Source organism: Methylorubrum suomiense (genome assembly GCF_022179765.1).
Taxonomy (GTDB): domain Bacteria; phylum Pseudomonadota; class Alphaproteobacteria; order Rhizobiales; family Beijerinckiaceae; genus Methylobacterium; species Methylobacterium suomiense.
Genome location: NZ_BPRE01000002.1, coordinates 295,195 through 310,054, shown reverse-complemented (window position 1 = coordinate 310,054; position 14,860 = coordinate 295,195). Strand labels below are relative to the sequence as shown.

General features: G+C 66.7%; 16 protein-coding genes. 5 read left to right on the top strand and 11 right to left on the bottom strand.

Annotation, left to right across the window (positions count from 1 at the left end):
- Positions 1-1,041, top strand: a complete 1,041-nt coding sequence (locus MFF26_RS04805; protein ID WP_137829052.1) for a hypothetical protein — start codon at positions 1-3, stop codon at positions 1,039-1,041.
- A gap of 154 nt (positions 1,042-1,195) precedes the next feature.
- Positions 1,196-1,615 carry an RNA polymerase-binding protein DksA gene (gene dksA / locus MFF26_RS04800; protein WP_137829051.1) on the top strand — a complete coding sequence of 140 codons (420 nt, stop codon included), beginning with the start codon at positions 1,196-1,198 and terminating at the stop codon, positions 1,613-1,615.
- A gap of 33 nt (positions 1,616-1,648) precedes the next feature.
- On the opposite strand, the gene MFF26_RS04795 is transcribed toward dksA, so the two are convergent.
- Complete coding sequence (locus MFF26_RS04795) at positions 1,649-1,942, bottom strand: porin (RefSeq protein ID WP_238307670.1); 294 nt, start codon at positions 1,940-1,942, stop codon at positions 1,649-1,651.
- 142 nt (positions 1,943-2,084) lie between these two features.
- Positions 2,085-2,303 carry a SlyX family protein gene (locus MFF26_RS04790; protein ID WP_137829049.1) on the bottom strand — a complete coding sequence of 73 codons (219 nt, stop codon included), beginning with the start codon at positions 2,301-2,303 and terminating at the stop codon, positions 2,085-2,087.
- Positions 2,304-2,527: 224 nt separating this feature from the next.
- Between MFF26_RS04790 and ilvA the strand changes: the two genes are divergently transcribed.
- Positions 2,528-4,051: a threonine ammonia-lyase, biosynthetic gene (gene ilvA, locus MFF26_RS04785; protein ID WP_137829048.1), complete on the top strand. Its 1,524-nt coding sequence runs from the start codon at positions 2,528-2,530 to the stop codon at positions 4,049-4,051.
- 253 nt (positions 4,052-4,304) lie between these two features.
- Here ilvA and MFF26_RS04780 read toward each other — a convergent pair whose 3' ends face one another.
- Positions 4,305-4,574, bottom strand: a complete 270-nt coding sequence (locus tag MFF26_RS04780; protein WP_137829047.1) for a hypothetical protein — start codon at positions 4,572-4,574, stop codon at positions 4,305-4,307.
- A 411-nt stretch (positions 4,575-4,985) separates the two neighbouring features.
- A complete protein-coding gene (locus MFF26_RS04775) occupies positions 4,986-5,174 on the bottom strand; it encodes a hypothetical protein (protein WP_238307668.1) in 189 nt (62 codons plus the stop codon).
- Between the two features lie 308 nt (positions 5,175-5,482).
- On the opposite strand from MFF26_RS04775, the gene MFF26_RS04770 reads away from it, so the two are divergent.
- Complete coding sequence (locus tag MFF26_RS04770) at positions 5,483-5,854, top strand: VanZ family protein (RefSeq protein WP_238307714.1); 372 nt, start codon at positions 5,483-5,485, stop codon at positions 5,852-5,854.
- Positions 5,855-5,898: 44 nt separating this feature from the next.
- On the opposite strand, the gene MFF26_RS04765 is transcribed toward MFF26_RS04770, so the two are convergent.
- Both MFF26_RS04765 and MFF26_RS04760 read right to left on the bottom strand, forming a co-directional pair.
- Positions 5,899-7,215 carry a UDP-glucose dehydrogenase family protein gene (locus MFF26_RS04765; protein WP_137829045.1) on the bottom strand — a complete coding sequence of 439 codons (1,317 nt, stop codon included), beginning with the start codon at positions 7,213-7,215 and terminating at the stop codon, positions 5,899-5,901.
- A gap of 194 nt (positions 7,216-7,409) precedes the next feature.
- On the bottom strand, positions 7,410-8,423 hold the full coding sequence (locus MFF26_RS04760) for an NAD-dependent epimerase/dehydratase family protein (protein WP_137829044.1): 1,014 nt from the start codon (positions 8,421-8,423) through the stop codon (positions 7,410-7,412).
- Positions 8,424-8,783: 360 nt separating this feature from the next.
- Here MFF26_RS04760 and MFF26_RS04755 point away from each other — a divergent pair, with 360 nt between their 5' ends.
- Positions 8,784-9,017 (top strand): hypothetical protein, encoded by a 234-nt coding sequence (locus MFF26_RS04755; protein ID WP_137829043.1) that lies wholly within the window; start codon positions 8,784-8,786, stop codon positions 9,015-9,017.
- Positions 9,018-9,161: 144 nt separating this feature from the next.
- Here the strand turns inward: MFF26_RS04755 and MFF26_RS04750 are convergent, their stop codons facing one another.
- The 5 genes from MFF26_RS04750 to MFF26_RS04730 all read right to left on the bottom strand — a co-directional run bounded on the left by MFF26_RS04750 (position 9,162) and on the right by MFF26_RS04730 (position 14,778).
- A complete protein-coding gene (locus MFF26_RS04750; protein ID WP_238307666.1) occupies positions 9,162-9,923 on the bottom strand; it encodes a hypothetical protein in 762 nt (253 codons plus the stop codon).
- 130 nt (positions 9,924-10,053) lie between these two features.
- A complete protein-coding gene (locus MFF26_RS04745) occupies positions 10,054-10,599 on the bottom strand; it encodes a flavin reductase (protein ID WP_238307665.1) in 546 nt (181 codons plus the stop codon).
- 286 nt (positions 10,600-10,885) lie between these two features.
- The gene (locus MFF26_RS04740; RefSeq protein WP_137829040.1) at positions 10,886-11,233 is read right to left on the bottom strand and encodes a DUF3140 domain-containing protein; all 348 of its coding nucleotides are present in this window, start codon (positions 11,231-11,233) and stop codon (positions 10,886-10,888) included.
- Positions 11,234-11,316: 83 nt separating this feature from the next.
- Positions 11,317-12,714 carry an MATE family efflux transporter gene (locus MFF26_RS04735; RefSeq protein ID WP_238307664.1) on the bottom strand — a complete coding sequence of 466 codons (1,398 nt, stop codon included), beginning with the start codon at positions 12,712-12,714 and terminating at the stop codon, positions 11,317-11,319.
- A 207-nt stretch (positions 12,715-12,921) separates the two neighbouring features.
- A complete protein-coding gene (locus tag MFF26_RS04730) occupies positions 12,922-14,778 on the bottom strand; it encodes an ABC transporter ATP-binding protein (RefSeq protein WP_238307662.1) in 1,857 nt (618 codons plus the stop codon).
- Positions 14,779-14,860 lie beyond the last annotated feature (82 nt).

Below are 14,860 nucleotides of genomic sequence, written 5' to 3'. Positions count from 1 at the left end.
ATGAGGAGTTCCGCATCCGACCGGGCAAGGGTGGGCGATTGGGCAGGGTTCGCCCGCCTGTTCCTACACGTCGCCCTCGGCCTCTTCGCCGGTTTCCTCGCGCTGGCCTACCTGATCGATCCTTACGACAGCGGGCGGTCGACCCTGTTCTCGGTGGGCGCGGTTCGCCCGCAGGGCCCGCGCACGGCCGCCGCCTCGCGCGGACGCGATCCCGCCTTCACCGGAGCGATCTTCGGCAATTCGCGCATTCAACTGATCGAGCCGACACGGCTCAGTGCGGCGACCAACATCCCGTTCGTGCAGCTGTCGGTCACGGCGACCCGCCCGGCGGAGCAGCTCGCCCTGATGGGCTGGTTCCTGCGCCATCATCCCAAGCCCGAGGCGCTGGTGCTCGGCATCGACGATTTCTGGTGCGTCGGCGACCCGGCTCTTCCCAACGACAAGCCGTTCCCGTTCTGGCTCTATAGCCCCGACATCCTGTCCTATCTGCGCGGCCTGCTGCGCTGGCCGGTGGCCCAGGAGGTCGTCGGTCGCATCGGCTGGCTGCGTTCCAGGAACCGCAAGGTCGCGCGGGCGGATGGCTTCTGGGATTACGAGCCCGAGTACATCCGGCTCGGCGAGAGGGATGCCGCGTTCCTGACCAGGGTACGGGAGACACCGGTCCCGGACGATCCCGACCCCGCCACCTCTGGCCCCGGCTTTCCCGCTGCCGACCGCCTTGCCGCCTTCTTGGCGGCTCTGCCGGCCGAGGTACCGGTCGTGATGGTCTTTCCGCCCGTCTATGTCGCTGGCACAGGGCGGGCGGGCACCGAACGAGCGAAGGCCGAAAATGCTTGCCGCGCCGCGATGATCGGGGCTCTGGCGCGCCATCCTCTCGGTCGCGTCGTCGATGCGCGTCGCGACCGCCCGGCCTCGCACGATCCGACCCTGTTTTTCGACCACACGCATTACCGCCACAACCTGGCGCGGCCGCTCGCCGACGAGATCGCCGCAACTCTGAATGGGCTTCTTGAGCGCCGGGATCGCCCCTCCGCACCCTGAGATCCATCAACACCGTGACGTGTTTGCCGCAACGGCACAGCCAATGCACGTCGCGGTGCATGAGGCGGCCTCCGTGCGTTGTGGAGCTTGCTCGGCTCGATTATAGCCCTGCCGAGATCGCCGCTGACCGGCAGGGAGCGCGAGGGCGAATACGATGGCGAAGGTCACGATCGAGGACGGCTACAGGCCCTCCGACGACGAGCCCTTCATGAACGAGCGGCAACGGGAGTATTTCCGGCGCAAGCTGCTCAACTGGAAGAGCGAAATCTTGCGCGAAGCGCAGGATACCCTCAGTGCGCTCCAAAGCGAGAACGAGAACCATCCCGATATCGCCGACCGCGCTTCCTCGGAAACGGATCGCGCCATCGAGCTCAGAGCCCGCGACCGGCAACGCAAGCTGACCAGCAAGATCGACTCGGCGCTTGCCCGCCTGGAGGACGGCTCCTACGGCTTCTGCGAGGAAACCGGCGAGCCGATTTCCCTCAAGCGCCTCGATGCCCGCCCTATCGCCACGCTCTCGCTCGAAGCGCAGGAGCGTCACGAGCGCCGTGAGCGGGTGTATCGCGACGATTAGTCCGAACTATCGGGCGGCTTGCCGGGCAAACCCTCAGTGGCGTCCCGCGTCGAGCCGGAGGAACGAGCGCACCGGCCCGAGATCGGTGTCGGAGCGCGTATCGACCGAGAAGCGACCCCGCACCGGTGCCGCGCTTCCGTGTGTTCCCGCATCGATTCCAGCGGCGACGCGCCCTGAAACGCGCAGGCAGGTCGAGGTCCCGGGAATCCGCGCGAATCCCGCACCCTGCTCAGGGCACGCCTCCATCGGCGCTTCGGACGGCAGCGCCGCGCGATCCAAGGCGAGTGCCGCGCTCGACGTGAGAGCGAGGGCAACGGCCAGGGGCATACGCCGAACCGAACCCTTCATGGCGTACCCGTCCCCGAATCTGAGTCCGGCATCACCGGCCCCGCAAGATCTTGAATCGGCTCATCCCGAAGGGCGAGCGGCCGCCAACACGACGGGCGGAATATCGCATCCGAAACCTGTCTCAGTAATGCGGCGGGGGCGGTTCAGGGCCGCCGCTGGCGGTCCGGAAGGCACTCTCCTCGACCTGTTCCTGCAGGCGTGACAGCTGCCGGGTCAGCCGATCGATCACTTTCCATTGCGCCGTGATGGTCGCATTCAGATCGTCGATCACCGCTTCCTGCTCGGTGAGGCGGATCTCGAGGCGCGCCAAGCGCTCGATCTCGGAAGGCACATCGTTCATGCCGGAAACCATGCCCACCGCCCGCGAGGCCTGACAAGAGCCACCTGCACGGGGCGAGGCGCAAGAGCGACCTGCGTCCCCGATCCCCTCGCCTCCCGCAACGCAACAGGCTAAACCGACGTCCTTCCCCATCGCGCGTTCGACGGTCTCTCGGCAGACGCGCTCACGCGATCAGAGGGCCGGAGATCCTCTTCGGCCCGCAGCTGCGGCCGGATGCCTGCCCCGTGACCGATTACGTCAAGAAGATCCTGTCCGCCCGCGTCTACGACGTGGCGATCGAGAGCCCGCTCCTTCCGATGCCGCGGCTCACCCAGCGGTTGGGTCGCTCGGTGCTGCTCAAGCGCGAGGATCTCCAGCCCGTCTTCTCATTCAAATTGCGCGGCGCCTACAACAAGATGGCATCGCTCCCCGCCGACCAGCTGGCTCGGGGGGTGATCTGTGCCTCCGCCGGCAATCACGCGCAGGGCGTGGCCCTGGCCGCAGCCAAGCTCGGGGTCCGCGCGGTGATCGTGATGCCGCGCACGACACCGGCCATCAAGGTCGATGCCTGCCGGGCCCGGGGGGCGGAGGTCGTGCTGCACGGCGACGCCTTCGACGAGGCCCTGACCGAGGCCCGCCGCCTCGAAACGCAATGGGGCCTGACCTTCCTGCATCCGTTCGACGACCCGGAGGTCATCGCCGGCCAGGGCACCATCGGGATGGAGATCCTGCATCAGCATTCCGGGCCGATCGAGGCGATCTTCGTACCGATCGGCGGCGGCGGCTTGGCCGCGGGCATCGCGGTCTACGTGAAATATCTGAGGCCCGAGACCAAGGTGATCGGCGTCGAACCGGACGACGCCGCCTGTATGGCCGCCGCCCTCGAGGCGGGCGAGCGCGTGACCCTCCCCACCGTCGGCCTGTTCGCCGATGGCGTCGCCGTGCGGCAAGCGGGAGAAGAAACGTTCCGGCTCTGCCGCGAGCATCTCGATGGGGTGATCACGGTCGACACCGATGCGATGTGCGCGGCCGTGAAGGACGTGTTCGATGACACCCGCGCCGTGTCCGAACCCTCCGGCGCGCTGAGCCTCGCGGGCGCGAAGGCCTGGGCCGCACAAAATCCCGGGGCGGGCACGCTGGTGGCGATCTCGTCCGGCGCCAATCTCAATTTCGATCGATTGCGCCATATCGCCGAGCGGGCGGAAATCGGCGAGCAGCGAGAGGTGCTGCTCGGCGTCACCATTCCCGAGCGGGCGGGCGCCTATCGGGCCTTCATCGCGGCCTTGGGCCCGCGGGCCATCACGGAATTCAACTATCGCTATGCCAAGGGTTCGGAGGCGCGCATCTTTGTGGGCGTCAACCTCCCCGGCGGCCTGCCGGAAAAGCGCGATCTGATCGCCGCTTTGGAGAAGGACGGCTACGCCGTCACCGACATGAGCGACAATGAGATGGCCAAGGTCCATGTCCGCTACATGGTCGGCGGGCGGGCCACCGGCCTCCCGCACGAGCGGCTGTACCGCTTCCAGTTCCCGGAGCGGCCGGGCGCCCTGATGAAGTTTCTCGATGCCCTCGGTGACGGGTTCAACATCAGCCTCTTCCACTACCGCAATCACGGGGCCGATTACGGCCGGGTGCTCGCCGGTATCGAGGTGCCTCCGGCCGAGCGCGACCGGTTCGACGCCGTCCTCGACGCGCTCGGCTATCCCTGCATCGACGAGACCGACAACCCGGCCTACCGACTGTTCCTGGAGAATGGCGGCCAGGATTGAATCCGCTCCGGGATCGATCCGAAACCTTCAGAGCGATCGCTTCTGCTCGTGGGCCGGCGGCACCAGCCGGCAGAGATTCGACGTGGCGATGCCGTCGAGCCGTCAATCCGCGTTCCGTGAGGTAACGGGGACTTCCGGCGGGCGGTCGGATCGGTCACGCCGCCGGGTACCCGGTCCAAGCGCGCGGAATCTGGATTATCCCGCGAATCCAGCCGCAGTGCCCCTTGACTGCCATAGCCTGCCGGAACCGACCTCAGGCCGCCGTGGCCGGCTTCGCGCGGAACAGGGCGGCGCATCCCGTGTCGCGATGCATGCTGAGGATCGAAGCACGATCGATTTCAGGGTGAGCGGCCAGCACACGCCGCACATCTTCCACCACCCGCTCGTAGCGCTCCGCGTCGTAGTTCTTCTCCAGCGGGCTCACGGCAATGTAGGCTTCGACCACGAGCACGCGCTCGGCCCGCTCCTTGGTGACATCGACGGCGATCCAGGCAGCTTTGACGAGGCGATTGGCGGCAAGCATGGGACGACCCTCCGACGCCGCCGCGTGATCGGGCGGCTTATCGGGATCGATCATGAACCTGCCCGGAGGCCATGCCAAGTTGTTTGACCGGCCTCATCAAGACAGTCGTTCATGATCTTTGAGGACGAGCATTCGTCTCGCCTGTTATCCACCCGTCCAAGGCCGTTTTCGACCGGCGCCGGCACAGCATTTGGGCTGCTGGATCATCACCGATATCCGCCAGCGCTGAGTGCCATGCTGTAGGCCAGATCCGAAATCGATTTGAGATCTTCGCGATAGACCACGCGGCCGATCAGCATGCCGGTCGCGTGGCTAGGTCAGAGGTCCCGGATCCGTGGCGTTCTCGTCCGATCGCGGGCGTCCGTCCCCCGAGACGCTCGATCCCGACGGCTCGACCATTCCGGCCGAACTTCAGTTGTCAGAGACCAGACGAAGTCCGTTGTAATTCGACAGGCGTGACCATTCGGCCGGCGCGGCAACCTCGCCGGGCGAAGCCGGATCGCGCATCTTGAGGTTTCTTCGCGCGATCCAACGCACGACCTTGTCGCCGTCGTAGCGACCGGAGCGTCGATTTTCCCGGCGCTGGAGCCAGCGGGGCAACCCCTCGCTTTCTCGAATCATTATCTGTCCCCCTCGTCATCGTCCGCCACGAACCCAATGCGTCCGTGGCCGTTCAGCGGATGCCGCGCTGTGGCAACTTGAACGATAGGAACAAGAGGCATCGCGGGCTGCGACGATGCATCCTCCAAATTGGGTATGTCCGCCACAAATCGATCAGCGTTTCAGACGACAATTTTTGCGAAGATTGTGCATCCTCAGATTTGGAGGCCGCATTGGGCCGCCGGATCAATACGGCGAGGTGTGCATTCGCGGCGCGTCAGCCTATCCGGAAACGGAGCTTGACCGTCGTGCCATGGCTGGGCGACGACAAAGCGATGCTGATCCTCGTACGCTTCGCAGCCTGGACCGTCGCGGCGATCCTCGTTTTCGTGACGCTCTCGCCGATCGAGGCACGCCCGGTCATCGCCTCGCCGCATCTCGAGCGTGCGATCGCCTATGCCTTGTTCGGCTTCCTGCTCGCCACGTCCTATCCCCGCCGTTGGTTGCTGGCGATGGTGGGAAGCGTCGCCATGGCGGGACTTCTCGAAATCGCGCAGGGCCTCACCGTGAGTCGGCACGGAAGGATGTTCGATTTCTCGGTCAAGGGGACCGCGGCGGTGCTGGGCGTGATCGCCGCCCAAGTGCTCTATACCATGCTGTCTCGCCGAACCGCCCGCTGACAGCGAAGGTCCCGCCCCGGATCCGATCCGGGACGGGAATCACATCAGCCGTTGGACGGTGTGGTGCCGATGCCCACATATTGGAAACCGTGCTTCACGGCGTCGGTCGGCGAGTAGACATTGCGCAGATCGACGAGCACGGGGGCGTTCATCAGGGTCTTCAGACGCGGCAGGTCGAGGGCGCGGAACGCGCTCCACTCCGTCACGATGACCAGGATGTCGGCGCCGGAGGCGCAGCTATAAGCGTCGTCGGCATAGGTCACGCCTTCGAGAAGCGGACGCGCCTGTTCGATACCCTCGGGATCGTAGGCCACCACTTTGGCGCCCCCATCCTGTAGTCCGGCGATGATCGAGAGCGACGGCGCATCGCGCATGTCGTCCGTGTCCGGCTTGAACGTCAGGCCGAGCAAGGCCACGGTCTTGCCGCGTACCGAGCCTCCCGCCGCCGCCACGACCTTGCGCGCCATGGCGCGCTTGCGCTGATCGTTGACCGAGACCACCGTTTCCACGATCCGGATCGGCGTCGCGTAATCCTGAGCCGTCTTAACCAGGGCGAGCGTGTCCTTGGGGAAGCAGGAGCCACCGTAGCCGGGGCCTGCATGCAGGAACTTCGAGCCGATGCGGTTATCGAGGCCGATACCGCGCGCGACCTCCTGAACATTCGCGCCGACCCGCTCGCAGAGATCCGCGATCTCGTTGATGAAGGTGATCTTGGTCGCCAGGAATGCGTTGGCGGCGTACTTGGTCAGTTCCGCCGTGCGGCGGCCCGTGACGATGATCGGCGCGGCATTGAGATAGAGCGGGCGGTAGACCTCCTGCATGACGGCGGCCGCGCGCTCATCCTCGGCGCCGATGACGATGCGGTCGGGACGCTTGAAGTCGCCGATGGCGGCGCCCTCGCGCAGGAATTCGGGGTTGGAGGCAACCCCCACTTCGGCGTCGGGCCGGGCTTCGCGGATGATGCGCTCGACTTCATCACCGGTGCCAACCGGCACCGTGGATTTGGTCACCACGACCGTGTAGCCGGTCACCGCTTGGGCGATTTCGCGGGCGGCGGCGTAGACGTAGGAAAGATCGGCGAAGCCATCACCACGGCGCGAGGGCGTGCCGACCGCGATGAAAACGGCGTCCGCGCCCGCGACGGCGGGCTTGAGATCGGTGGTGAAGGAGAGGCGCTTCTGGCGCACATTGTCGGCCACCAAGGCTTCCAGACCCGGCTCGTAGATCGGCATACGGCCGGCTTCCAGAGCTTCGATCTTCTTCGGATCGTTGTCGACGCACACCACGTCATGGCCGAAATCGGCGAAGCAGGCACCCGACACCAGGCCGACATAGCCTGAACCAATCATCGCAATCCGCATCGAATACCCTCTCTGGCGTGTCCGTCGAGCCCGTGACGGGCCCTGAGCCGACCGCAGCCGGGTGCGATCAGTGACGTCTCGAGTCAGACCGTTCTATCAAACACTTTTCGCACATGCGAACACCGTTCTACGTATACCGGGGTTTCCGAACCGGAACTCCACATCAATAGGAGCGCAACAAGATCGAATCCCGATCATGCGTCGGGGTAGTAAGAGCGATACCACTCGACGAAAGCCGGAATACCGACCTCCAACGGAGTTTCCGGAACCTTACCGATCAGCGCATCGAGCAGGGCGGTGCTGGCATGGGTGCGAATGACATCGCCCGGCGGGAGGGGCTTGAGGATCCGTAAAGCCTCCCGACCTAAGGCGGCCTCCAGAGCACCGATCATCGCATCGAGCCGCACCGGACGACCGCCGCCGATGTTCACCAGGCGGTAGGGCGCCACGTTGCTGAGCGTATCGGCGTCCGAGACCGGCCCGCCTTCGGACGGGAGCGGCGGGGGATGATCCGAGAGCCGCACGATGGCATCGACCAGATCGTCGATATAGGTGAAGTCGCGCTCGGCCGCCCCCTCGCCGAAGACTTCGATCGGCTCCCCCGACAAAATCTTACGGGTAAACAAGAACAGCGCCATGTCCGGCCGCCCCCAGGGTCCGTAGACCGTGAAGAACCGGAACGCCGTGGTCGGCACCGAGAAGAGATGTGCGTAGGAATGCGCCATGGCCTCCCCCGCGATCTTCGACGCGGCGTACAACGTCAGGGGCGTGACGGCACGGTCGGTTTCGCGGAAGGGAAGGCTGATATTGCCGCCATAGGCCGAACTGGTCGATGCCAGCATCAGGTGCCGCACCGGATGCGCCCGCACCGCTTCGAGGATATTGGCGACACCGACGAGATTGGCGTCGACATAGGCCTGTGGATTGACGAGGCTGTAGCGGACGCCCGCCTGCGCAGCGAGGTGGAACACGATGTCGGGCTTGGCCGCTTCCATCACATCGCGCACCGCACCCGGCGTCTCGAGCCGCGCCTCGACCGCGGTGAAGCCCGAGTATTGCGCGAGATCGCGGTGGCGGGCTCGCTTCAGTTCGACGTCGTAGTAATCCGACATGGCGTCGAAGCCGGTCACGCGATGCCCCTGGGCCAGCAAGCGACGGCTGAGAGCGTGACCGATGAAGCCTGCCGAGCCGGTGATGAGAGCGTGCATACCGAGCCGGTGACCTTGTTCTAGGGAGAGCCGACACCATTGCACTCTCAGGGTCACAAGGAAACGGGCCTGCTGGCCATCACTCCATGATCGTTAAAAGGCGTGGTTTTCGACATTTGCTCTGTGTGCAGGGGGCCTGCGACTGACGCGGGGCTTGCCTGTTGCGCAAAGCGGATTACTTACGATCGATCAACGGCCGACCTGATTCTTCGCTTCCTCCGCGATTGCGCGGTCCCGGCCCATGGCCTGCGGGCCCCGGTGTAGCGGAAAAGCCGGGTCGGACCTGATCTTCCCCTCCCGCGGGCACCGCCCCGCCCTCGCACCGACGTCAGCGAGACTGAAATTTCGAGTGTCGAACCGATGAACCAACTCTTCCGCCTGCCGCAGGTCGGCGAGGCCAATCCGATTGCGGAGCCCTCGGCCGAGTTCCGGGTGCCCTTCGCGCAGTCCGGCGCCTTCGTCTGCAAGTTCATCATCGGCGAGCCGAGCGACCAAGCGGTGTGCTGCGGCGCGCCGGTGGCCGACGGCAAGAGCTGGTGCGCCTATCACCGCCGCATCGTGTTCGAGCCGAGCCGGCCGGGCCGTATCCGCTGAAGATCCGTCACGGCGCGATCTGACGACCCGAATAACAATCCAGGGTGCTGCGTCCTCTCGCGGCACCCTTTTTCGTGCGCGAAACCTCGAGCGTATCGTTCAGGATCTAGAATCCGGAACGCCTCGTAGGGCGACCATTCGGTATCAATCGTCGAAATCGTCGCCGTCGATCGGCGCGAGCCGGCGGACCACGGTGCCGTCCGGATAAGCGTAACTCCGCGAGCGCATGACGAGGTAGCCCGCCGACCGAGCCTGGGCGAGGCGGCGCGCCCTGTCATCGAATTCTCCTTCGCCCTGCCAGATTGGCGAAGACCGCATCGCGGCCCTGCCCTCGGAACGCCCATAGCCGGGATCATACGGCACGGGATCGGCGTAGCCGTAAACGGGACGGCGCATGCTCCGGGCGAACGAAGTCCGACGCTCGTATGGGCGCGGGGCCAACCGATCGCTGAAACGCTGCGATGGCTCGGCCGAACGCCGCTTCGGTTCCGCACGCTCGACGACGCTGCGTCGTGCAACGCGGGCGGCTCTCGCGTCCCTGGCCGCCGCCTCGGCTTCGCGTTGCGCGGTCGAGCGTGCCACCGCACGGCGGATCGCGTCCTGGCGCAGTTCGGCCGCTGTCGGCTCGGCCGGCGGTGTCGCCCTCTCCGAGATTGCCGGGTCGGCCTTGGACGGAACAGGATTGGCGCGGACCGGTGCAGTCTGGCGCTGCTCGGCTTGTCGAGGCTCGCTCCGCGGCGGCTCCGGCGAGGGGGCCGATGTCCTGGCGGGCTCCGACGGTGCTGTACGAGCCGGTGGGTCGGTCCAGCTCGAGGCCTCGCCGCCAGCCGGCTCTTGGGCCCAGCTCGGTCCGCAGGTCAGCACAAAGCCGAAGACGGCGAGTCGTGTGAGGCGGCCGATCGACATGGACACGCCCCTGACTGGCGGAAGAACGGAATCCGTCGGTGACGGCCCTATGGTCCTGCGATGAAGCGACCGAAAAATTAACCCCGAACCGGCGCGCCGTCCACGGGAAACACCGCCTCGAGACCGTTCCTCACGCCCGCCCCGGGGTGACATCGTCCGCGTCCGCTGCCGGCGGCATGATGCGATAGCGTCGTCCGGCATAGAGCAGGCTGCCGTCCGGCTCATCGTGGGCCGGCGCGATCGTCAAGGCGACGACCTCGCAGATCAGGATTTCGTGGGTGCCGACGATCGAGCGATCGGCGATGCGGCAATCGAAGGCGGCGAGCGCTCCTGACAGCACTGGCGCGCCTGTAACGAGGCGATCCCAGCGCGCGACGGAGAACCGCTCCGAGCGCGGCAGGGCGCCGCCGAAGGCTTCGGCCAGGGGTTGCTGCGATGCCGCCAGCGTGTTGACGCACAAGCTGTCATTCGCCTGAAACACCGGATAGGCGGAAGCGGACCGGTTGAGACACACCAAGAGGGTCGGGGGCGCGTCGCTCACACTGCACACGGCCGTCGCCGTGAAACCGGACCTCCCGCCCGGTCCATCGCTGGTCACGAGATGCACCGCGCTCGCGACCTGTGCCATCGCCTCGCGATAGGCCGCCGCATCGATCGCGGGCTCGGGTGAGATCATGGACGGGCGCCTCTCGGCCGATAGTCGGGAGAAGGACATGTCGGAACGCCTCCTCAGATCGGCGAAGCTGTGAGCGCGCCGGTCCTCCGAGGCAAGGCCGAGCAACGCAAAGACGCGGCAAGCTTGCCCGCCGATGGCGCATCCGCCTTGCACGGAAGCGGCATCCGCTTGTCTCGGATGCCGTCATGGGGGGAAACGACCGACGAACGGGGCAAGGCCGCCGCTCAAGACCGCGATCAGTCGGAACGCAACGCCGTGCCTCCGGCGCAGCGTTCGATGACCGCCATCAATCCTTCAGCGGATCGTGACCCCAATTCATCAGCGACAGACGCCAGGGCGAGTCCTTGACCTTTTCCTTCTCGTCCGGCCCGCCCTGTTTCAGGTGGCGGTGGATATAGCCGACGACCTTCTTCATATGAGAATAGTCGTCATCGGAGAGATCGGCCTTCTTCTTGTGAAGGATCTCGACGATCCGCCTTCCCTCTTTGTGGCCGGTTGCCTCGCCGCCCCCCTTCTTCTGGCCGACGGATTGGCTCTCGTCGCTTTCCAGAAACTTCTCCAGGGACGAGGCCGTCATGTTCACGGCTTCCTTGAACTCCGTCCAGATTTCTGCGTGATCGTCCTTGCCCGCCATCGCGTCCTGCCGCTGTCAGAAATGGGTCCGGTTCGGAACCGGATGGCACCGGCCCGGTTCCGCGCGCGCAGATGCTGCGCGGTTCAGACGCGGGGTCGCGCGCTCAACCGCAGCCAGCGGGTCACGAGCAGGATCGAGACGGTGAGCAGTCCGGCGCAGAATCCGGCCCAGATGCCTTGCCCGCCCCATCCGGCTCCCCAGGCGAGGGCTGCCCCGAGGGGCACACCGATGCCCCAATAGCCCGTGAGGGCGATGACCATCGGCACGGCGGTGTCCTGCAGGCCGCGTAGCGCGCCCAGCGCCACCGATTGCACACCGTCCGACATCGCGAACAGCGCCGAGAAGGCAAGGAACCCGACAGCGACCGGCAGCACGTCGGCGGCACCGGGAGCCTCCGCGTCGAGGAACAGGCCGATCAGCGAGCGTGGCGCGGCGAGCTGGAGGACGGCGCAGGCCGCCATGAAGGTGAAGCCGAGCCCGATCGCCACGGCACCGGCCCGTCTCAATCCGGCGGTGTCCCTTGCGCCGAGTGCGCGCCCGACGCGCACCGTCGCGGCCTGCCCGATGCCGTTGGGGACCATGAAACAGGTCGCAGCAATCTGAAGCGTGACCGCGTGGGCGGCGAGCGGCACGGTCCCGAAGGTGCCCATCGCCACCGTCGCCGCCTCGAACAGGCCGGCCTCCGCGACACCCGCGACGCCCATCGGCGCGCCGACCCTCAGGATCCGAACAAGCGTCTCGGCGTCGAAGCGCCAGAGACTAGTGAAGAAGCGATGACGGCGCAGCACCGGATCGCGTCCGATGACGATCACCAGACCGACGAGCGCCAAGCATTCGGTGAGAACCGTGCCGAGTGCCACGCCGACGATGCCGAGTTTCGGCAGTCCGAAGGCGAAGAACGCGCCGAGGGCGATGTTGAGCGGTAGAGCGCCGACGCTCACAACGAGGGGAGCGGCGGGCCGCTGGAGCGCGGCGAGTGTACCCTTCAAGACCATGAAGGCGAGCGCGGGCAGCATCCACCATTGCAACACCCGCATATAGGTGCCGGCATCGCGCAAAACCGACGGATCCTGGCCGAGCGGCGCCAGCAGCGCCTCCATGTGCCACAGAAGGGGCATCAAGGCCGCCCCGAGGAGGAAGCCCAACCACAGACCGGCCCGGACGATGCGGCGCACGGCGCCCTCCCCGCCGGCGCGGCCGCTGCCCGCCGCTTCCGCCACCAGGGGTGCCACCGCGGAGGTGAGCCCGATCCCACCGATGAAGAGAAGCAGGTAGAGGCTGGTCGCCAGGGCGCCGGCGGCGACCGGCTCGGCGCCCAGGCGCCCCAGCAGCACTGCATTCGAGGCGACGAGCCCGTGCTGAGCGAGGTTGATGAGGACGAGCGGTGCGGACAGGCGCAAGGTCGCCCGCACTTCGTCCCACCAGGGCGAGGCCGGCTGCGGAGGTGAGGCCGTCTCGGCAAGTCCGCTCGGGCGGATCACGGTCGCTGTTCCTTCAAACCTGTCGGAGCCGGGCGGGCCGCCCTCGCACGTCACCCCCTGCCAATGGACCCCGTGAGGCGGCGCGAATGTCTGCGAGGGGATTACGGAGGAGTGTCGACGCCAACCGGCTCCCTCTTTTGCAGGGGTCTGTGCGTGCCCTCGTGGCGAAACGCTCGCCGAATAAGGGCACTCCCTTCGGAATGGTGCCTACGAGACCGGCGCCTCCGCCCTGTCCCCCAGAAAGCCACCGGATTGGCGCCGCCACAAATCGGCATAGAGGCCGCCGCGGCGGATCAGTTCGGCGTGGGTGCCCTCCTCCACGATCCGACCCCGGTCGATCACGATCAGCCGGTCGAGCGCCGCGATGGTCGAGAGGCGGTGGGCGATGGCGAGCACCGTCTTGTCGCCCATCAGCGCGTCGAGCGCCTCCTGGATCGCCGCCTCGACCTGCGAGTCCAGGGCGCTGGTCGCCTCGTCGAGGATCAGGATCGGCGCATCCTTGAGGATGACGCGGGCGATGGCGATACGCTGGCGCTGGCCGCCGGACAGCTTCACGCCCCGCTCGCCGACATGGGCCTCGTAGCCGCGCCGCCCCCTATGGTCGACGAGATCGAGGATGAAGTCGTGCGCGTGCGCCCGGCGGGCCGCCGCCTCGATCTCCTCCTGCGTCGCGTCGGGCCGGCCATAGGCGATGTTGTCCCGGATCGAGCGATGCAGCAGCGAGGTATCCTGGCTGACCATGGCGATGCTCTGGCGCAGCGAGTCCTGCGTGACGCCGGCAATGTCCTGGCCATCGACGAGAATGCGCCCGCCCTCGACGTCGTGCAGACGCAGGAGGAGCGAGACGATGGTGCTCTTGCCCGCGCCGCTGACCCCGACGAGGCCGACCTTCTCGCCCGGACGGATGCGGAAGTTGAGCGCCTCGATGATGCTGGCATCGCCGCGCCCGTAGTGGAAATCGACATCCTCGAAGGCGACCTCGCCGCCGCGGACAACCAGCATCTTGGCATCCGGCGCATCGACCAGCCCGTGCGGGCGGGCGATGGTCTGCATGCTTTCCTGGATCACGCCGACATTCTCGAACACCCCGCGCACGGTCTGCATCACCCACCCCGACATCGCCATCAGGCGCAGGATCAGGGCGAGACCGGCGGAGGCCTCGCCGGTCGTCATCGCGCCCCGCTGCCAGAGCATCAGGCACGCAGTCGCGGTGGAAAGGATCAGCAAGGAGTTCAATCCGCCGAGCAGGCTGGTCGTCAGCGTGGTGAGGCGGAACTGGTGCAGATAGGCCTTGGTGTGGGTATCGACCGAGTCGCGCACCGCCGCCCGCTCCTCGCGGTCTCGGGCGAAGAGCTTCACGGTCTGGATGTTGGTGTAGCTGTCGACCACGCGGCCGATCAGGGCCGAGCGGGTCTCGGCGGTGCGGTGCGAGCGGGTGCGGGCGCGGGGCACGAACCACGCCGTGAGCCCGGCATAGCCCGCGACCCACACCACCACCGGTAAGGCCAGCCAGGGCGAGATCGACGAGAACAGGCCGATCGCCGTCACCGCGTAGATCGCCACGTAGAGGAGCGTGTCGATGAACACGACCGCGAGTTCGCGCACCGCCGGCCCGACCTGCACCACGCGATTGGCCAGCCGCCCGGCGAAGTCGGCCTGGAAATACGAGAGCGAGTGACCCAGCGTGTAGAGATGCGTGCGCCAGCGGATTTGGTTGGTCGATTGCGGCACCACGAGCTGGTTCGAGGCGATCTCGTGCAGCCAGATCGTGAATGGGCGCACGACCAGCAGCAGCCCTCCGGCAAGGGCCAGCGGCAGCGCGTGATCGGAGACGACGCTCGCCCGGTCCGCGGTGTTCATCAGATCGATGAACCAGCGCATCAGGAGATAGAGCGAGGCTTCGATGCTGCCCGCGATCACGGCGACGATGAACAGGAAGAACAGCGCGCCGCGGATCGGCCGCAGGTAGAAGGCGGCGAAGCCGAGGACGGTGTTGGGCGGCATGCGTCGTTCGTCGAAGGGCGCGAACGGGTCGATGCGGCGCTCGAGCCAATCGAGGAACATCTGTAACAGTCAACCGAGCGGTGGGTGCCGGCCTGAGGTAAGGCCGCAAAGCCCGGGGCCAACCCCGCCCTCCATGCGGCAT